This window comes from Arthrobacter sp. zg-Y1110 (assembly GCF_025244865.1).
Classification (GTDB): Bacteria; Actinomycetota; Actinomycetes; order Actinomycetales; family Micrococcaceae; genus Arthrobacter_B.
The window spans coordinates 1,279,197-1,298,058 of record NZ_CP104272.1; the positions used below are offsets into that span (position 1 = coordinate 1,279,197).

Here is an 18,862-nt window from a genome sequence, read left to right on the forward strand (position 1 = left end):
CCTGCCGGATTCCGGCGGGAACTGAACACAGCTGCCGCACTCCGGACCGTTCGCTAAGCTGTGGCGATGACATCCTCCGGCCCGCACTGGTACCTCTTCGACTACGGCATGGTGATTTCCACCGCCCCCGCCCCGGAGGACTGGCGGTTGCTGGAACAGGCCACCGGCCTCCGGGAGCTGGCGGCCGGAACGAGCCCGTATTGGGAAAGGCGCGAAGACTTCGACGCCGGCCGGCTGACCCCGGCGCAGTACTGGGGAAGCGTGCTTGGCCGGGATCCGGTCCCGGCAGAGGTGGAAACCTTGGAGGAACTGGACGCCGCGCAGTGGTCCCATCTGAATCCCCGGACAGTGGAGGTATTGCAGACGCTGCACAGCGACGGCGCCAACCTTGCCCTGCTCTCCAACATGCCGGCGGGCATGTCGCGGCGGTATTCCACCGAATCGTCCTGGGCGCAGTATTTCTCCAAGCTGTACTTCAGCGGGCAGATGGGCCTGGTGAAGCCGGACCGGCGGATCTTCGACCGGGTGGTTGCCGGCCTTGGTGCTGCGCCGGAGGGCATCGTCTTTATCGACGACAACCTGCAGAACATTTCGACGGCTCGGGCCATGGGGTTCCACACGGTGCTCCACACCAGCGGGACGGACCTTCGGGCCGAGCTTGCCGGGCGTGGCCGGTAAGAGCGGGCTCCGCCGGCAGCACCGGGACGGGCCGGCTGCACTTGGCGGAGCCGCTTCCGGCTTACGGAACCAGTAGTACCTTTCCGGTGGTCTTCCGTCCTTCAAGGTCAGCGTGCGCACGGGAGGCCTCGGCCAGCGGATAGGTCTGTCCGATCCGCACGTCCAGCTTGCCGGCCAGAACCGCGTCAAACAGTTCCCGGGCCCGCCACCGGCGTTCTTCGGGTGTGAGCAGGTAATGCGCAATCGTGGGCCGGGTCAGGAACAGGGAACCGGAGGAGTTCAGCCGCTGGATGTCGAACGGCGGGACCTGCCCGGAGGCAGCGCCGAAGAGCACCATCATGCCCCGGGTGCGCAGGCTGGCGAGCGAGCCGTCGAAGGTGGCCTGCCCGACGCCGTCGTAAACCACGTCCACTCCCTGCCCGCCGGTGAGGGCACGCACCTGACCGGTGAAACCGTCATAGCGCAGTACATGGTCGGCCCCGGCGCCTTCGGCCAGGAGCTCCTTCTCCTCGGTGGACACGGTGGTGATCACCGTCGCGCCCTTGGCCTTGAGCAATTGGATCAGCAGCAGTCCGACGCCGCCGGCACCGGCATGCACCAGCGCCGTCTGTCCTTCCTGCACCGGAAACGTGGAGTTGCACAGGTAATGCGCGGTAATACCCTGCAGCAGCAGTGCCGCAGCGGTGTCATCCCGGATGCCCGCGGGCACCGGCAGCGCCACGTCCGCGTCCAACAGCATGTACTGCGCATAGGCCCCGCCACCTTCTGCCGTGGCTACCCGGTCACCCTCCCGGAAGCCGGATTCAAGCCCTGCGGACACCACGGTCCCAGCGGCTTCCGAACCGGGTATGAAGGGATATGACATCGGATAAATGCCACTGCGCTTATAGGTGTCGATGAAGTTCACGCCGGTTGCGGCGACCTTGACCAGCACCTGCCGCGGGCCGGGCTGCGGCAGGTCAACGTCTTCATAGCGCAGGATTTCCGGTCCGCCCGGCTGCGGGACGACAATGGCTTTGTGCATGGCATGGCCTCTTTTGCTGGCTGGAACGTACTGGCTCGATATGGTCCCCATCATACGGTTTGCATAAATATTGGAGACAGTGCATAAGTGTGCTGTAGGGTGGGGACATGACGATTTCCGTAGCAGTCTCGGGCGCCAGCGGCTATGCCGGGGGCGAAGTGCTGCGCCTGCTGGCCGGCCACCCGGAGGTTTCCATTGGTGCCATCACGGCCCACAGCAATGCCGGCAGCCGGCTGGGGGAGCTGCAGCCGCACCTGCATTCCCTCGCCGACCGGGTGCTGGCGGACACCACCGTCGAGACGCTGGCGGGACACGACGTCGTTTTCCTCGCCCTGCCGCACGGTGCCAGCGCGGGGATTGCCGCCCAGCTGGATCCAGACACGCTGGTGATCGACGCCGGTGCCGACCACCGGCTCGAAGATCCCATCGCGTGGGAAAAGTTCTACGGTTCTCCGCACGCGGGTACCTGGCCCTACGGACTGCCCGAACTGCCCGGACACCGTGACCGGCTCAAGGGCGCCCGCCGGATTGCCGTCCCCGGCTGCTACCCGACAAGTTCCCTGCTCGCACTGACACCCGGCTTTGCCGCCGGCCTGCTGGAGCCGCAGGACGTCGTCATCGTGTCGGCCTCCGGCACCTCGGGCGCCGGCAAGGCCGCCAAGCCCCACCTGCTGGGCTCGGAAGTCCTGGGCGGCATGAGCCCCTACGGTGTGGGCGGCACCCACCGGCACACCCCTGAAATCGAACAGGGCCTGTCCGCCGCCGCCGGAGAGCCCGTGTCCGTGTCCTTCACGCCCACGCTTGCTCCGATGGCCCGCGGCATCCTTACCACCGCCACCGCGAAGGTCCGCCCCGGCGTCGACCCTGCGGCCCTGCGCACAGCGTGGGAACAGGCATACGCGTCGGAACATTTCGTCCGGGTGCTGCCGGAAGGCCAGTGGCCCGCCACCAAGATGGTGGTCGGCTCCAACTACGCCGTGATGCAGCTCGCCTACGACGCCCACGCGAACCGGGTGATTGTCAGCTGCGTCATTGACAACCTCAACAAGGGAACAGCCGGCGGCGCCGTGCAGTCCATGAATATTGCCCTCGGTCTGGATGAAACCGCGGGACTGACCCAGCAGGGAGTGGCACCGTAATGAGCGCCGAATCAACGACCAGTGCGACCACCGAAAGCACCACTGGACCCATCACCGGCATCACCGCCCCGGCGGGTTTCCGTGTCGCGGGCGTGGCCGCAGGCCTGAAGGATTCCGGGGGACGCGACGTCGCCCTGGTCGTCAACGACGGTCCGTCGAAGGCTGCCGCGGCCGTCTTCACCCGTAACCGCATCACAGCCGCTCCGGTGCTGTGGTCCCGGCAGGCAGTGTCCGATGGACGGGCAGACGCCGTCATCCTGAACTCCGGCGGCGCCAACGCCTGCACCGGCAGCGAGGGATTCCGGAACACCCACACCACCGCTGAAAAGACCGCGGAACTCCTGGGGCTCAGCGCTTCCGACGTGCTTGTCTGCTCCACCGGCCTGATCGGCGTCCAGCTGCCGATGGACAAACTGCTTCCGGGCATCGAAGCGGCAGCCGGGCTCCTGTCCGCCGACGCAGGCGCAGACGCGGCGCATGCCATCATGACCACTGACAGCGTCGCCAAGCAGGCAGTCTTCACCGGCACGGACAGCGCGGGCCGGACCTACCGCATCGGCGGCATGGCCAAGGGAGCCGGAATGCTCGCGCCCGGACTCGCCACAATGCTGGTGGTCCTGACGACCGACGCGGATCTCCCGGCACCCGCCCTGGACTCGGCGCTGCGGGCCGCAACCGCTGTGACCTTCGACCGGACCGATTCGGACGGCTGCATGTCCACCAACGACACCGTGATCCTGATGGCCTCCGGCGCCTCAGGTGCGGCACCTGAAGCAGGGGAATTCGCCGGCGGACTCACGGAGGTCTGCTTCTCGCTCGCGCAGCAGCTGATCACCGATGCCGAAGGCGCCAGCCACGACATCGCCATCACCACGGTCAATGCCGCCACGGTGGCCGACGCGGAAACCGCTGCCCGCGCCGTCGCCCGCTCCAATCTGTTCAAGACAGCCATCTTCGGCAACGATCCGAACTGGGGCCGGGTGCTGTCCGCGGTCGGAACCACCGATGCAGCATTCGAACCGGACCGGATCGACGTCACCATCAACGGCGTGCAGGTCTGCCGGAACGGCGGCATCGGAGACCCCCGGGAGAACGTGGACCTGGCACCGCGTGCGGTCAGCGTGGAAATCGACCTGCACGCGGGTACGGAAAGCGCCACGATCTGGACGAACGATCTCACCACGGACTACGTCCATGAGAACTCTGCGTACAGCAGCTAACCGGGGGACAGGCATGATCACACCAGCAGCGGCCGGCGAACGGCTGCGGGCACAGGACAAAGCGGCAACGCTGATCGAAGCACTGCCCTGGATCCAGCGCTTCGCGGGCACCACCATGGTCATCAAATACGGCGGCAACGCCATGGTTAACGACGACCTTCGACGGGCCTTTGCCGAGGACATCGTGTTCCTCCACCACGCCGGCGTGCACCCGGTGGTTGTCCACGGCGGCGGCCCGCAGATCAGCGCCATGCTGGACCGGCTCGGTATCGCCTCCGAATTCCGCGGCGGGCTGCGGGTGACTACTCCCGAGGCGATGGACGCGGTGCGCATGGTCCTGACCGGCCAGGTGGGCCGCGAGCTCGTAGGCCTCGTTAACGCGCACGGTCCCTACGCCGTCGGACTGTCCGGCGAGGACGGCGGCCTGCTGGAGGCCGTACGGACCGGCATCGTGGTGGACGGAGAAGAACTGGACCTCGGCCTGGTCGGGGAAGTGACGGGGGTCAACCCCGGCGCGATCCTGGACATCATTGCCGCCGGACGGATCCCGGTGATCAGCACTGTGGCACCGGAGGTGGATGCCGACGGCGGCCCCACCGGACAGGTGCTCAACGTCAACGCCGATACGGCCGCCTCTGCCCTGGCCGTAGCCCTCGGCGCGTCGCGGCTGGTGGTCCTCACGGACGTGGAGGGCCTCTACGGAGATTGGCCGGACAAGTCCTCGCTGATCTCCTCCCTGACAGCCGGGGAACTGCGGGCCATGCTGCCCGGCCTCGAAGCGGGCATGATCCCCAAGATGCAGGCATGCCTCGCCGCCGTAGACGGCGGCGTTGACCGCGCCGCAGTAGTGGACGGCCGGATGGCGCACTCCATGCTGCTGGAAATCTTCACCGAAGCCGGAATCGGCACCCAGGTAGTACCGGAGGACAAAGATGCATAACCCGGATACCCGGGGCGCAACGCCCGGAACGGCAGCCCAAGGCACGCAGGAGGAATGGCTGAACCGCTACGGCTCCTCCCTGATGGGCGTCTTCGGTGCTCCGCAGCGGGTGCTTGTCCGCGGCAGCGGCTGCTATGTGGAAGACGCCGACGGGAAGCAGTACCTCGACCTGCTGGGCGGCATTGCCGTCAACTCCCTGGGCCACGCCCATCCGGCACTCGTGGCAGCGGTGTCCGATCAGCTTGCCACCCTCGGCCACGTGTCCAACTTCTTCACCAGCCTTCCGCAGGTGGAGCTGGCCGAACGGCTGCTGGCGCTTGCCGACGCTCCGCAGGGTTCGAAGGTGTTCTTTGCGAACTCCGGTGCCGAAGCCAACGAGGCAGCCTTCAAGCTGGCCCGGCGGAACTCCGACCCCGCTGCCGGACGCACCCGGATCCTGGCGCTCGAAGGAGCTTTCCACGGCAGGACCATGGGAGCGCTGGCCCTCACGGCAAAACCTGCCTACCGGGAACCCTTCGAACCGTTGCCCGGGGGAGTGGAGCACCTTCCGTTCGGGGACATCGACGCACTGCTGGGCGCAGTAGATGAGACCGTAGCCGCTGTTTTCCTGGAACCGATCCAGGGCGAGGCAGGAGTACGGATGCTTCCCCCGGGCTACCTGCAGGCCGCCCGCGAGGCCACTCGCGCTGCAGGCGCGCTGCTGGTCATTGACGAAGTGCAGACCGGCATCGGCCGTACGGGCAAATGGTTCGCCTCCGAAGGCGTCCTTCCGGATGCCATGACCCTGGCCAAGGGACTCGGCGGCGGCTTCCCCGTCGGCGCCATGATCACCTTCGGCGAGCGGACCTCCGGGTTGCTGGCGGCCGGAATGCACGGAACCACGTTCGGCGGGAATCCCGTGGCTGCCGCTGCAGCCCTGGCTACCCTGTCCGTGCTGGAATCGGTGCTGGCCAATGTGCGCAGCACCGGGGACTACCTGCGCCGGGAACTCGCAGCTCTGGATTTCGTGGCCGAGGTGCGCGGGGAGGGCCTCCTCATCGGTATCGACCTGGTCGACGACGTTGCTCCCGCCATGGTCGCGGCCGCTCTGGAAGCGGGTTTCATCATCAACAGCACCGGCCCGGGAACGCTGCGGCTGGCCCCGCCGCTGATCCTGACTTCGGAGCAGGCCTGCACCTTCCTGGACGCACTGCCGGGTATCCTGCGAGCGGCCGCTGGTGGTGCCTCGGACACGGGTGCCGCTTCCGCTTCCGTTCCCGCCGCCGCGACCACCCCAGACTCCGTACCCGGTGCCACCGGCACAACCACTGAAGGAAAACCATGACCCGTCATTTCCTGGTCGACACCGACCTCACGCAGGCGGAACAGGCCGAAGTCCTGGATCTGGCCGATGCGCTCAAGAAGGACCGCTACAAACACCAGCCGTTCGCCGGCGAATCCACCGGCCGCAAGACTGTGGCCGTCATCTTCGACAAGACCTCCACCCGGACCCGGGTGTCCTTTGCGGCCGGCATCTCCGATCTGGGCGGCGTTCCGCTGATCATCGGCGCGGGGGAGTCCCAGCTGGGACATAAGGAGAGCGTCGCGGACACCACCAAGGTGCTGGAACGCATGGTTTCCACCATCGTCTGGCGGACCTACGCACAGGCCGGCCTGGAGGAAATGGCTGCCAACTCCTCGGTTCCGGTCATCAACGCGCTGTCGGACGACTACCACCCGTGCCAGCTCCTGGCGGACCTGATGACCATCCGCGAGCACAAGGGCAGGCTCGCCGGCCTCACGCTGGCCTACCTCGGTGACTGCGCCAACAACATGGCCAACTCCTACCTGCTCGCCGGCGTGACAGCCGGAATGCACGTCCGGGTGGCCGGCCCTCTGGGCTACCTGCCCGATCCGCGGATTGTCGACGCCGCTGCGGCCCGTGCCGAGGAGACCGGCGGCTCGGTGACCATCACTACCGACGCCGTCGAAGCGGTGGACGGTGCCGACGTCGTCGCCACCGACACCTGGGTGTCCATGGGGCAGGAAGCCGAAAAGGCCGCCCGGCAGGAGCTGTTCCGCAGCTACGCCGTGGACGCCGACGCGATGGCGCAGGCGGCGGACGACGCCGTCGTGCTCCACTGCCTGCCCGCCTACCGCGGCTACGAAATCTCCGCCGATGTGCTCGACGGACCGCAGTCGGTGGTCTGGGACGAAGCGGAAAACCGGCTGCATGCGCAGAAGGCCCTGATGGTCTGGCTCATGGCGCAGTCCGGCCTCACTGGAATTCCGGAGGCACGGGCATGACCATGCCGGCAACGAAGACGGCGCGCCAGGCGCGCATCCGCACCCTCCTGACGGGTCTTTCCATCCGTTCCCAGGCCGAGCTCGCGGCACTGTTGGCCGACGACGGCGTGCAGGTTACGCAGGCGACGCTTTCCCGCGACCTGGTGGAACTCGGTGCCGTGCGCATGCGCGGCAAGGACGGTGCCCTGGTGTATGCCGTTCCGTCCGAGGGCGGGGAACGGGCGCCTAAATCCGGAGTCACGCAGGAAGTGCTGGATGCACGGCTGGCCCGGCTCTGCGGTGAACTGCTGGTTACCGCCGAGGCGTCTGCGAATATCGTGGTGCTGCGGACTCCGCCCGGAGCCGCGAACTTCCTGGCGCTGGCCATCGACCATTCCGTGCTGCCGTCGGTACTGGGCACCATCGCCGGCGACGACACGGTGATGATGGTGACCCGGGACCCCGAGGGCGGCCCCGACCTCGCGGCCCGTTTCCTGCGGATCGCCGACGAAGCCAGCAACAACGGCTCCGCACCCGAAAGCCGGATCCTGTAACCAGGTCCCGGCCCGCTGCACCACAACCCAAGACTTTCATCCTGAACCAACCAGCGGCCCCGTACGGGCCGCAACCAATGCAAGAGGAGCGAAATCCGTGAGCGAACGTATTGTTCTGGCCTATTCCGGTGGCCTGGATACGTCAGTAGCCATCGGCTGGATTGCCGAGGCAACCGGCGCTGAAGTTATTGCCGTTGCCGTAGATGTAGGACAGGGCGGCGAGTCCCTGGAAACCGTGCGCCAGCGAGCCCTGGACTGCGGCGCCGTGGAAGCCTACGTTGCCGATGCCCGCGAGGAATTCGCCACTGAGTACTGCATGCCGGCGTTGAAGGCCAACGCCCTGTACATGGATGCCTACCCGCTGGTGTCGGCACTCTCGCGTCCCGTCATCGTGAAGCACCTGGTGGCTGCTGCCCGCCAGTTCGGTGCCACCACCGTCTCCCACGGCTGCACCGGCAAGGGCAATGACCAGGTGCGCTTTGAAGTCGGCATCCAGACCCTGGGCCCGGACCTGAAGTGCATCGCACCGGTCCGCGACCTGGCCCTGACCCGCGACAAGGCCATCGCCTTTGCCGGGGAGAAGAACCTGCCGATCGTCACCACCAAGAAGAACCCGTTCTCCATTGACGCCAACGTCTGGGGACGTGCCGTGGAGACCGGCTTCCTCGAAGACATCTGGAACGGCCCCACCCCGGACGTGTACGAGTACACCTCCGATCCGGCGTCGGCTTCCGCCCCGGATGAAGTCGTCATCACCTTCAAGGAAGGCGTGCCGGTCGCGATTGACGGCAAGCCGGTCACCCCGCTGCAGGCCATCGAGGAAATGAACCGCCGCGCCGGCGCCCAGGGCATCGGCCGGATCGACATTGTCGAAGACCGCCTCGTGGGCATCAAGAGCCGCGAAATCTACGAAGCCCCCGGCGCCATGGCGCTGATGGCTGCGCACCGCGAGCTGGAAAACGTCACGGTGGAGCGCGAACAGGCCCGCTTCAAGAAGACGGTCGGCCAGCGCTGGACCGAGCTGGTCTACGACGGCCAGTGGTTCTCCCCGCTGAAGCAGTCCCTGGACGCCTTCATCGGCGACACCCAGCAGTACGTTTCCGGCGACATCCGCATGACCCTCGACGCCGGCCGCCCGGTGGTTACGGGACGCCGCTCCGAGTCATCCCTGTATGACTTCAACCTGGCCACCTACGACACCGGCGACAGCTTCGACCAGTCCATGGCCCGTGGCTTCATCGAGCTGTTCGGGATGTCCTCCAAGGTGGCCTCCGGCCGCGACCAGCGCCTAGCAGAAGGTAAGTAAGCACATGACAGACGGCAAGTCGCCAGAAGAAGCAGCGGGTACCGGGACCTCCGGTTCAACCGTCCAAGGTGCCCTGTGGGGCGGCCGGTTCGCCGGCGGCCCGGCAGACGCCCTTGCCGAGCTGAGCAAATCCACCCACTTCGACTGGCGGCTTGCCGGCTACGACATTGCCGGCTCGCGTGCCCACGCACGCGTGCTGCACAAGGCCGGCCTGCTCGACGACGGCGAGTTGGAGGGGATGCTTGCAGCCCTGGACCAGCTCGACGCCGATGTGAAGTCGGGTGCGTATGTGCCGGCGGAGTCCGACGAGGATGTCCACGGTTCACTGGAACGCGGATTGATTGAGCGGGCGGGAACCCAGCTGGGCGGAAAGCTGCGCGCAGGCCGGTCCCGCAATGACCAGATCGCCACGTTGGGGCGGATGTATCTACGGGACCACGCCCGCATCATCGGCGCCGGCGTGCTGTCCGTCATCGACGCACTGGTGGGCCAGGCGCAGGACCACCTCGGCGTGGCGATGCCCGGACGCACCCATCTGCAGCATGCCCAGCCCATCCTGCTCAGCCACCACCTGCTGGCGCACGCCTGGTCCCTGCTGCGCGATGTGCAGCGGCTGGCCGACTGGGATAAGCGTGCGGCAGTCTCTCCCTACGGTTCCGGTGCCCTGGCCGGCTCCTCGCTGGGCCTTGACCCGAACGCCGTGGCGGAGGACCTGGGCTTCGATTCCGCTGTCTGGAACTCCATTGACGGAACTGCTTCCCGAGATGTCTACGCCGAGTTCTCCTGGGTTGCCGCCATGATCGGCGTTGACCTGTCCCGGGTCAGCGAAGAGATCATCATCTGGGCCACGAAGGAGTTCTCCTTCATCACGCTCGATGACGCCTACTCCACCGGGTCCTCGATCATGCCGCAGAAGAAGAATCCGGACGTTGCCGAACTTGCCCGCGGCAAGGCCGGACGGCTGATCGGCGACCTTGCCGGGCTGCTGGCCACGCTGAAGGGCCTTCCGCTGGCCTACAACCGTGACCTGCAGGAAGACAAGGAACCGGTCTTCGATGCTGCCGATACCCTCGAGGTACTGCTTCCGGCGGTGTCCGGGATGATCGCCACCCTGAAGTTCAACACCGAGCGGATGCAGTCGCTGGCGCCGCAGGGCTTTGCCCTGGCCACCGACATTGCCGAGTGGCTGGTCCGCCAGGGCGTGCCCTTCCGAGAGGCGCATGAGCTCTCCGGAGCCGCTGTGCAGCTGGCCGAGGGGCGCGGCGTCGAACTCTGGGACCTGACCGATGAAGACTATGCCGGAATCTCTCCGCACCTGACGCCCGAGGTGCGCACCGTGCTCAGCACCGAAGGCTCGCTGGACAGCCGCAGCTCCCAGGGCGGTACTGCCCGGTCCGCTGTCGAGCTGCAACTGGCGGAGCTGATCCGCCAGATCGGCGAGGTGCGCGGTTACGTAGGCTGATTCTGCGCGACCAGAGACGGACCCCGATGGAGTGCACCTCCCCGGGGTCCGTTTCTTTTTCGGTGCCGGGCTAAGGGGCAGGCGGGCGGGCAGGCGGCACGGCACACGGCTACGCTGGGCGGCATGACTGATTCCTTCCGGGCCCGGCTGCGTGCCCTTCCGGACTTTCCCGTGAATCTTCCCGACTTCGATCCCTCTGCCGGGCCGCAGGACCCCGCGGAACTTTTCCGCGAGTGGCTTTCCGGTGCGCTGGCCGCCGGGGTGCGGCAGCCGCACGCGTTTTCCCTTGCCACGGCCGACGGAGGCGGGCACGTCTCCTCCCGGATGCTCATCCTCAAGGACATCGACGACGACGGCGGCTGGCAGTTTGCCACTGCCCGTACCTCGCGCAAAGGCGGAGAACTGGCCGAGAACCCGAATGCTGCAATGAACTTCTACTGGCCGGAACTCGGCCGCCAGATTCGCGTTGCCGGAGCCGTAGTGGAACTCTCCCGGCAAGCATCGGCCGCCGACTGGGATGCCAGGCCGGCATCGGACGGGAGCTCGAACCCGCAGTGGCAGCTGTATGCGCTGAAGCCGCGGGAAATCGAATTCTGGCAGGCACGTGCCGACCGGCATCACATCCGGCATCGGATGGTCTTCTGAGGCTCCGTGACTCCAGTGACTCCAGTGGCTCCGCGGCTCCAAGCCGGCAGCCGAATCGCAGGAGACATTCCGTTCCGGCGTTAGAACGGCGGCGTCTTGTGCGGCGGCGTCTCAAAGTGCGCTCTCTCGTGCGGCGGGGTTTCGTGGGGCGGCGTCTCGGTGGGGAGGCGCCTCGTGGGGTGGTGGTTCCGCCCGGCGGTCAGGAGGCTCGTGGCCGGTGACGCGCAGGCGGAGCTGGGGTGAGGTCTGGTAGGTCCGGCCGAGCGGTGAGGTCCATTCCAGGATCCCGGAGCTCGGTCCGTCGGTGGATTGGTGTGCTTTCCAGTGGCCGAGGGTCTTGAACCGGTGGTGTTTCCGGCACAAGTGGGAGAGGTTCGTATGCGTGGTTGGTCCGCCGTTTGCCCACGGCAGGGTGTGGTCGATTTCGGTGGTGGTGTGTCCCGCCGCGGGGGTGTCGCATCCGGGGAAGCGGCACGTTCCGTCGCGCGCCTGGAGCCAGCGCCTCAGGCCGGGTGGGATCCAGCGCCGTTTCCCGACACCGAGGATGTCCCCGGTGGCCCGATCCTGCACGAGGCCGGTGAGGTGGGTGGCGTTTTCGGCCAGCCTGCGGGCGGTTTCGGCACTGATGGGTCCGTAGCCGTTGAGCTCCGCGGGCTGATCGTCCAGGCCCAGAAGGGTGTCGGCGTTGACCAGCACCATAACCTCGGTTCGTGCACCGGCGCCGGTACCGGGTGGCGTCGGTTCGCTGACCGGACGGCCGTGTCCTGCCCGTCGCCGGTGCGGTGCCTGCGGTGCCTGCCGTGCCTGCGGTGCCTGCGGTGTAGGCGGGTCCGGCGCGTCGTGCCTGGTAACCGGTGCGCCGGTCAGTAACGAAGTCAGAATGTCGGCGCGGAGCTGGCCGACGCTGCGGGGGTCTCCGGCGGCCTGTTCGCCGCGGGCCGCAGTGGTCAGGGCACCGTAGATCAGCTGTCCCTGTTCGGCGGCGAGGTAGGCGCCGAGTTCCGCCATCCCGTCGGGACGGGCTTCGAACCAGACCTTCCGTGCCTCCAGGGCTTTGCGGTGGCGGGGGATGAGGGTTTCGGGGTGCAGGCGTTCTCGCAGCCCTACCGCGGTCCGGGTGAACTGCGCGTCTGTATGTCCGGGTGCGCGGGCGAGCAGGTCCGTCTCGAAACGGGTTTGCTCGGCTCCGTCCAGGAACCGGCATTGGTCCAGGATGGTTCCGGCCTGCCGGCAGGTCAGATTGCCGGCTTCCAGGGCGCTGAGGGTAGCCGTGAACCCGGTGCAGAGGTCCAAGGCGTCGGCCAGCAGCCGGGCGGCTGCCTGGTGGGAGAGGCACAGCAGGGTCTGGGCCTCCGTGACGGTCAGGCTGAACACCTGCGAATGGTCCGCGCTGTGTCCCGCACCCGCTTTCCCCGGGGTGGTGCAGGCATCCCGGACGTGTTCGTGCAGACGCTGCAGGCTGCGTGCCTGCTGGGCGTACCGCCAGGCGTCCAGCGTGTGCAGGCGCTGAAGGACGGCCGACGTGGCTTCCTCGTTCAGGCGGGCAGGGTTCTGCAGGGCCAAGGTGCCGGTGAACCCGTCCGGGAACCTGGTCCGGCGTTCCGGGTTCTTGGGCCTGGCATAAAACACCCCGGCAGCGACTCCGCCGCCGACCCCGCCGCCCGTTTCGTCTCCGTGCTTCTCCATACCCCAAGGCTTTCAGCCCGCACCGACATTTCCGGCCCGAAAACCTGCCGGATCACCGCGGGACCGGACACCCCGGATACCCGTCTTTTCGCTTCGACTACCTACCCGACCCTCCCGGTGGCGCCCCCGCCGAAGCTACCCTTGGAAGAACCCCAGGAGGACGCGCCATGACCGAGTCCAACCCCGTCGAAACGCCGGTTCCCACCGGAAGAATCGAGCGCCGCCCCGACGGCTACACCCTGGTCTTTGAGCGCCGGTTCGATTTTCCCGCGGGCTACATCTGGGAGGTGTTGACCAACGGGGACAAGGTGGCCCAGTGGCTCGGCACAGTGACTCCCGGCTGGCAGCTCGGCAAGGAATACCGGCTGGACATGGGCAACGCGGAGGTCACCGGAACCGTACTGCAGATGAGCCCCGGACTTAGCCTGCAGTTCACCTGGGAGGATCCGCTGGGGGACGAATCCGTCCTCGACTGGCAGGTGCTGGAAACCCCCGACGGTTCATTGCTGCAGTTCCGCACGCATGAGCCCAGTGCGGATTTCCTCACCGAAGGCGCCGCGGGGTGGCAGGGGATCCTGGACGTGTTCGACGACGTCGCCGCGGGCCGGGAACCTGCCCGCGCGTCCATGGACCAGTGGCAGGCCCTCCGCGACGCGTACGCGGAGGAATTCGACGTCTCGCCCACGATGGGTCAAGTGGATGCCGCCGGGATCGTCTTCGAACGCTGGTTCAACGCACCCGCCGGCGATGTCGGCAGCGCACTGGACCGTGCGACGTCGGAACTCGGCATCGGTGCGGAGGCCTCCGTTGACATTACGGACGACGGCGGCCGGACCCGCGTCGTCGTCCGGCAACCGCTGGGCGGCGGAAACGGCGGATCAGACGAGGCAGCGGCCCTGCTCGCCGCGTGGCACCAGGCACTGGACGCCGCCGGCGACCACGTTGCCGGAAACCCCTGGCATCCCAGCTCGCGCAGGCTGGCGGCCCTGAAGGAGTTCTACGGAGCCTCTGCCGGGAGCTTCTGAGCAGCAGCACGGAAAATCTCACCAATGAACCTTGCTACCGTCGGGAGTATGGCTTTTGCGAGTGAACGAGAACGTCTTGCCGTCCCGGCCACCTCCGCCGCACCCCAGCTGTTGGGTGCGGTCCTGACCCACGACGTCGACGGCGAACGCGTCAGTGTGCGGATCACCGAGGTGGAGGCCTACATGGGCGACGCCGATCCCGGCTCCCACGCGTTCCGCGGCCAGACGGCACGAAACGCCACCATGTTCGGGCCGGCGGGACACCTCTATGTGTACTTCACCTACGGCATGCACTACTGCGCCAACATAGTCTGCGGAACGGAAGGCGATGCCACCGGGCTGCTGCTGCGCGCCGGCGAGATCATCGAGGGCGCGGACATTGCCGCCGTGCGGCGCGGAAACCCGCGCAACCCGCTGGACCTGGCACGCGGTCCGGCACGCCTGGCCCAGGCGCTGGGCATTTCCCGGCCGCTGGACGGGGCGGATGTGTTCGCCCACCCCCTGCACCTGGCACTGCCCGCCGAACCGGCGGGCCGTGAAGTCCTGTCAACCGGACCGAGGGTGGGAGTCAGCGGCCCCGGCGGCTCGGACGAATATCCGTGGCGGTACTGGCTCACCGGGGACCCGACCGTGTCCAAGTACCGTCCCGCCCAGCCGCGCAGGCAGCCGGCCTCCGCGCCAGCTACGGCCCTGCGGACGTGAAACGCAGAACGGCGTTCCGGGTAACTGTTACCCGGAACGCCGTTCTGCGAGGCTGCTGCTAGGAGCGCGGCAGCGGAGCCTGCGCGGAAATGAGCTTCTTTTCCAGCAGCTCGTCCCAGAAGGCACCCGGGATCTCGGCCTTCATCGCCGCGATATCCTCCGCGACACGTTCGGGCCGGCTGGAGCCCGGGATGACCGCAGCTACAGCGGGGTGAGCAGTGGAGAACTGCAGGGCAGCGGCTTTCAGGCTTACATCGTGCCGAGAGGCAACCGAGGTCAGCTCAGCAATCCGTGCCTTAACCTGCGGAGGGATCTCGGCGTAATCGAAGTAGTCGCCGCCCAGCAGGGCACCGGAGTTGAAGGGGCCGCCGACGACAATGCCCACTCCCTTTTCCTGCGCCATGGGCATCATGCGCTGCAGCGCACGCTCATGCTGCAGCAGGGTGTACTGGGTGGCGGAGAGGTTCATGGTCGGCGCGGCCTCGTCCATGTCCATGGCCAGCTCGATGGGCTCGGTGGTGTTGACGCCCAGCCCCCAGCCGTTGATGACGCCCTCGTCCTGCAGGCGGGCGAGTACCCGGAACGCGCCGGTCCGCGCCTCCTCGAACTTGGAGATCCACTCATCACCCAGGAAGTCCCGGGACGTGTCGTGGATGAACACAAAGTCCAGGCGGTCCGTCTTGAGCCGGTTCAGGCTCTCCTCGATGGACCGCAGAGTGGCGTCCGTGCTGTAATCCGTGGCGATCTTGTTCGAACGCCCGTGGGTGAAGAGGCCGGAGCCCTTTTCTTCTTCCTCGTCCAGGATCAGCCGTCCCACTTTGGTGCTAAGCGCATACTCATCGCGGTTGTGCTGCGAGAGGACCTCGCCCAGACGGGATTCCGCCAGGCCGGCTCCGTAGAAGGGAGCTGTGTCGAAGTAGCGGATGCCTGCGTTCCAGGCCGCTTCAACCGTCGCCAGCGCCTCTTCCTGGGGAATGTCGCGGAACATGTTTCCCAGCGGCGCTGTGCCGAATCCGATCTTGTTCTTAAGCACGTCGTGCAGGTTAGCCATATGTGTTGCAGTCCTTGACTGTTGGTGCGGGTAGATTCCGGTCCCGTCCGAGGGGCCCGGGACATGGAACCGCCTCCGGTTGCCGTTTATTCCTCTACCGGCCCGGACCGACAGCGCCGGATAGCCCGCGAGAGAAGTGCCACAGGAGCCCGTGCGGCTCCGGCGAAACGGGGTGGAACGGGTAAGGTAGACGGGTGAAAGATGCCCCGGCAGAACCGGATAACCACGAGTCCATTGAACAAACCATCGAACGCCTGGGCGCTGTAATCCCTGATTACCCCAAGCCCGGGATCGTTTTCCGGGACCTGACCCCGGTCTTTGCTGACGGGCCCGCCCTCCGGCGCGTAGTAGATGCCCTCATTGCCCCCTTCGAGGGACAGTTCGATTTCGTGGCAGGGGTGGAAGCACGTGGCTTCCTGCTTGCCGCCGCCGCTGCCTATGCCTCCGGCAAGGGCGTCATCACCGTGCGCAAGCCCGGTAAGCTGCCCCGCGAAGTGTTCTCCGAAAGCTACTCGATGGAGTACGGCGAGAGCACCCTGGAACTGCACCGCGACGACATGCCCGTCGGCTCGCGCGTCCTGATCCTCGACGACGTGCTGGCCACCGGTGGAACCCTCGGTGCCGCAGCACGCCTGATCCGCAAGGCAGGCGCGGAAGTGGCCGGATTCGGCGTCGTGCTGGAACTGGGCGACCTCGGCGGCCGGGACCGCCTCGGCGACACCCCGGTTACCGCCCTGATCCGCTACTAGGCCCGTCCCCTCAATGAGGGGAAGGCCCGTACGACACGCGTTCCTCGCAGGCAGCAGCTGAGAGAGAAACCGCATACATTAGGGACCTGCAAAAGTCCAAATGCACTGTAAGATTGACGCTCTGCCTTTGCGAGAGGGAACGCGAACATGCCTGAAACACCTTCAGCTTCTAACGAGCTGGAACACGAGCGTCAGTACGTCGCCGGACTGTACTCACGCCTCGATGAGCTGCGTGAGGAAAAGCGGGAACAGCTGGCCGCAATCCGGCGCAGCCACGCCTCGGGTTCGCACCAGAACCGTTCCGAGCGGGACGCCTTTGCCACCATGTACGAGGACCGCCTCGCGCAGCTGAACGCCGTCGACGACCGGCTCGTTTTCGGCCGTCTGGACCTCGACGACGGCGAAGAACGCTACATCGGCCGCATCGGCCTTTCGACGGCGGAGCTGCAGCGACTGATGGTCGATTGGCGCGCCCCCGAAGCCGGTACGTTCTACCAGGCCACCGCTTTCGAGCGCCAGGGCGTACGACGCCGCCGGCACCTGATCCTGAAGGGCCGCGACGTGCAGGCCATCGAGGATGACGTGCTGGACTACTCCATGCTGGAAGAAGGCGAAGCCCTCCAGGGTGAAGGTGCGCTGCTCGCGGCGCTGAACTCCAAGCGGACCGGGCAGATGTCCGACATCGTCGGCACCATCCAGGCCGAACAGGACCGCATCATCCGGGCTCCGCTTTCCGGCACCCTGGTGGTCCAGGGCGGTCCCGGTACCGGCAAGACCGCCGTGGCGCTGCACCGCGCAGCGTACCTGCTCTACACCCACCGGGAACGGCTGAAGTCCGCCGGCGTGCTGCTGGTGGGGCCGTCCAATGCCTTCATCCGGTACATCGAACGGGTGCTGCCTTCCCTGGGCGAGACCGGCGTCGTGATGTCCAGCCTGGGCCAGTTGATGCCCGGCATCACCGCAGCGCATGAAGAGGACCCCACCACGGCCGAGGTAAAGGGACGGCTGTACATGGCCGACGTCGTCGCGCGTGCGGTCGCCAACCGGCAGCGGCTGCCCGCCGGTCCGCGGAAGCTGAACGTCGAAGGCACCATCCTGACCCTGACCCCCAAGCAGGTGCAGCGCGCCCGTGACAAGGCCCGCGCCACCGGCAAGCCGCACAACGAAGCCCGCGTCACCTTCGTGAAGATCCTGCTGCGCGAACTTACCGAGCAGTTGACCGAACAGCTTGAGGAATCGGCCGGAGCCGGGAACAGCACCGACAGGGCCTACCTCGCGGAGGACGTCCGCAGTGCCCGCGACGTGCGCGTGGCACTGAACCTGTGCTGGATGCCGCTGACCCCGGAAAAACTCATCACCGAGCTGTTCAGCAAGCCCGGACACCTGGAAGCGGCTGCCCCGGACCTCTCCGACGCGGAACTGGACCTGCTGCGCCGCAGCCCCGAGGCACCGTGGACCGAATCCGACGTGCCGCTGCTGGACGAAGCCGCCGAGCTCCTCGGCGAGCTTGACGCCTCCGCCGGCCGCGAGAACGCACTCCGTGAGGAACAGCGCAAGCGCGACCTCGCCAATGCCGAAAGCGCCATTGCCAATACGGAGGGCTTCCTCGAGGACTCCGGCGCCCACGGCATCCTCTCCGCGGAAGACCTGGCAGACCACAACGCGGTGGGGGAGCAGCGCCTGACCGCTGCCGACCGTGCCGCCGTCGACCGCACCTGGGCCTTCGGGCACATCGTGGTTGATGAAGCGCAGGAGCTGTCCGCCATGCAGTGGCGGCTGCTGATGCGCCGCTGCCCGCTGAAGTCCTTCACCGTGGTGGGCGACATTGCCCAGACCAGCTCGGCTGCCGGGGCAACGTCCTGGCAGGCGGCACTGGATCCGTTCGTGGGGGAGCGGTGGACGCTCGAAGAGCTCACCGTGAATTACCGCACCCCGGCGCAGATCGCGGAGGCCGCGGTGCGCATGGCCAACGCTGCCGGCCTCGTGGTCTCCGCCCCGAAGGCCGTGCGCGAAGGGCGCTGGGCTCCGTTCATTGACGAGGTGCCCGAAGACGGCCTGATCCAGCGCCTGCTGGAGACCCTGCCCGAGGACCTGGACGCGCTCGACGGCGGCCTGCTCGCCGTTATCGCCGAGGACCACCGGCTCGCCGCGGTCCGCCGCGCGCTTTCCGGGGTGTACGGAGCCCGCGTGGGATCCGGCGCCGGCGGCCTGGAGCAGGACATCGTGGTGACCTCGCCGCGGGAGGCGAAGGGCCTGGAATTCGACGGCGTCGTCATCCTCGAACCGTCCGAACTGCTCACCGCAGCAGCCGGCAAGGTCGGCGACCTGTATGTAGCCATGACCCGCCCCACGCAGCGGCTGCGACTCATCGCTGCAAACGGGATCCCGGCAGGCATTCCCGAAGACTGATAATTTA

Annotated in this window: 17 protein-coding genes; 14 read left to right on the forward strand and 3 right to left on the reverse strand. The window is 67.1% G+C overall.

Features of this window, described 5'->3' with window-relative positions:
* Positions 1–66 precede the first annotated feature (66 nt).
* Positions 67–678 (forward strand): HAD family phosphatase, encoded by a 612-nt coding sequence (locus tag N2K99_RS05920; protein ID WP_227924545.1) that lies wholly within the window; start codon positions 67–69, stop codon positions 676–678.
* Positions 679–739: 61 nt separating this feature from the next.
* Here the strand turns inward: N2K99_RS05920 and N2K99_RS05925 are convergent, their stop codons facing one another.
* The gene (locus tag N2K99_RS05925) at positions 740–1,702 is read right to left on the reverse strand and encodes a quinone oxidoreductase (RefSeq protein WP_227934591.1); all 963 of its coding nucleotides are present in this window, start codon (positions 1,700–1,702) and stop codon (positions 740–742) included.
* A 107-nt stretch (positions 1,703–1,809) separates the two neighbouring features.
* Here N2K99_RS05925 and argC point away from each other — a divergent pair, with 107 nt between their 5' ends.
* The 9 genes from argC (at position 1,810) to N2K99_RS05970 (ending at position 11,233) form a co-directional block, all read left to right on the forward strand.
* Positions 1,810–2,841 carry an N-acetyl-gamma-glutamyl-phosphate reductase gene (gene argC / locus N2K99_RS05930; RefSeq protein WP_227934592.1) on the forward strand — a complete coding sequence of 344 codons (1,032 nt, stop codon included), beginning with the start codon at positions 1,810–1,812 and terminating at the stop codon, positions 2,839–2,841.
* Complete coding sequence (gene argJ, locus N2K99_RS05935) at positions 2,841–4,061, forward strand: bifunctional glutamate N-acetyltransferase/amino-acid acetyltransferase ArgJ (protein WP_227934593.1); 1,221 nt, start codon at positions 2,841–2,843, stop codon at positions 4,059–4,061. The genes argC and argJ overlap by 1 nt, the downstream gene beginning before the upstream one ends.
* A 13-nt stretch (positions 4,062–4,074) precedes the next feature.
* Entirely contained in the window at positions 4,075–5,001 is a 927-nt protein-coding gene (gene argB, locus N2K99_RS05940) for an acetylglutamate kinase (RefSeq protein ID WP_227934594.1), read from the forward strand.
* The gene (locus N2K99_RS05945) at positions 4,994–6,325 is read left to right on the forward strand and encodes an acetylornithine transaminase (RefSeq protein WP_227934595.1); all 1,332 of its coding nucleotides are present in this window, start codon (positions 4,994–4,996) and stop codon (positions 6,323–6,325) included. Before argB ends, N2K99_RS05945 begins: the two co-directional genes overlap by 8 nt.
* A complete protein-coding gene (argF, locus tag N2K99_RS05950; protein ID WP_227934596.1) occupies positions 6,322–7,287 on the forward strand; it encodes an ornithine carbamoyltransferase in 966 nt (321 codons plus the stop codon). The genes N2K99_RS05945 and argF overlap by 4 nt, the downstream gene beginning before the upstream one ends.
* Complete coding sequence (locus N2K99_RS05955) at positions 7,284–7,820, forward strand: arginine repressor (protein ID WP_227924562.1); 537 nt, start codon at positions 7,284–7,286, stop codon at positions 7,818–7,820. Before argF ends, N2K99_RS05955 begins: the two co-directional genes overlap by 4 nt.
* Positions 7,821–7,917: 97 nt before the next feature.
* Complete coding sequence (locus tag N2K99_RS05960; protein ID WP_227934597.1) at positions 7,918–9,126, forward strand: argininosuccinate synthase; 1,209 nt, start codon at positions 7,918–7,920, stop codon at positions 9,124–9,126.
* A 4-nt stretch (positions 9,127–9,130) separates the two neighbouring features.
* Positions 9,131–10,588: an argininosuccinate lyase gene (argH, locus tag N2K99_RS05965; RefSeq protein ID WP_227924565.1), complete on the forward strand. Its 1,458-nt coding sequence runs from the start codon at positions 9,131–9,133 to the stop codon at positions 10,586–10,588.
* 123 nt (positions 10,589–10,711) lie between these two features.
* Positions 10,712–11,233, forward strand: a complete 522-nt coding sequence (locus N2K99_RS05970; RefSeq protein WP_227924566.1) for a pyridoxal 5'-phosphate synthase — start codon at positions 10,712–10,714, stop codon at positions 11,231–11,233.
* 111 nt (positions 11,234–11,344) lie between these two features.
* Here N2K99_RS05970 and N2K99_RS05975 read toward each other — a convergent pair whose 3' ends face one another.
* A complete protein-coding gene (locus N2K99_RS05975; protein WP_227934598.1) occupies positions 11,345–12,919 on the reverse strand; it encodes an HNH endonuclease signature motif containing protein in 1,575 nt (524 codons plus the stop codon).
* A 167-nt stretch (positions 12,920–13,086) separates the two neighbouring features.
* Between N2K99_RS05975 and N2K99_RS05980 the strand changes: the two genes are divergently transcribed.
* A complete protein-coding gene (locus N2K99_RS05980) occupies positions 13,087–13,944 on the forward strand; it encodes an SRPBCC domain-containing protein (protein WP_227934599.1) in 858 nt (285 codons plus the stop codon).
* Positions 13,945–13,992: 48 nt separating this feature from the next.
* Positions 13,993–14,646: a DNA-3-methyladenine glycosylase gene (locus N2K99_RS05985; protein ID WP_227934600.1), complete on the forward strand. Its 654-nt coding sequence runs from the start codon at positions 13,993–13,995 to the stop codon at positions 14,644–14,646.
* Positions 14,647–14,704: 58 nt separating this feature from the next.
* On the opposite strand, the gene N2K99_RS05990 is transcribed toward N2K99_RS05985, so the two are convergent.
* Positions 14,705–15,697, reverse strand: coding sequence for an aldo/keto reductase (locus N2K99_RS05990; RefSeq protein WP_227934601.1), 993 nt, complete (start codon positions 15,695–15,697; stop codon positions 14,705–14,707).
* Positions 15,698–15,891: 194 nt separating this feature from the next.
* Between N2K99_RS05990 and N2K99_RS05995 the strand changes: the two genes are divergently transcribed.
* Positions 15,892–16,446, forward strand: coding sequence for an adenine phosphoribosyltransferase (locus N2K99_RS05995; RefSeq protein ID WP_227924576.1), 555 nt, complete (start codon positions 15,892–15,894; stop codon positions 16,444–16,446).
* 147 nt (positions 16,447–16,593) lie between these two features.
* Complete coding sequence (locus tag N2K99_RS06000) at positions 16,594–18,855, forward strand: UvrD-helicase domain-containing protein (RefSeq protein ID WP_227934602.1); 2,262 nt, start codon at positions 16,594–16,596, stop codon at positions 18,853–18,855.
* Positions 18,856–18,862 lie beyond the last annotated feature (7 nt).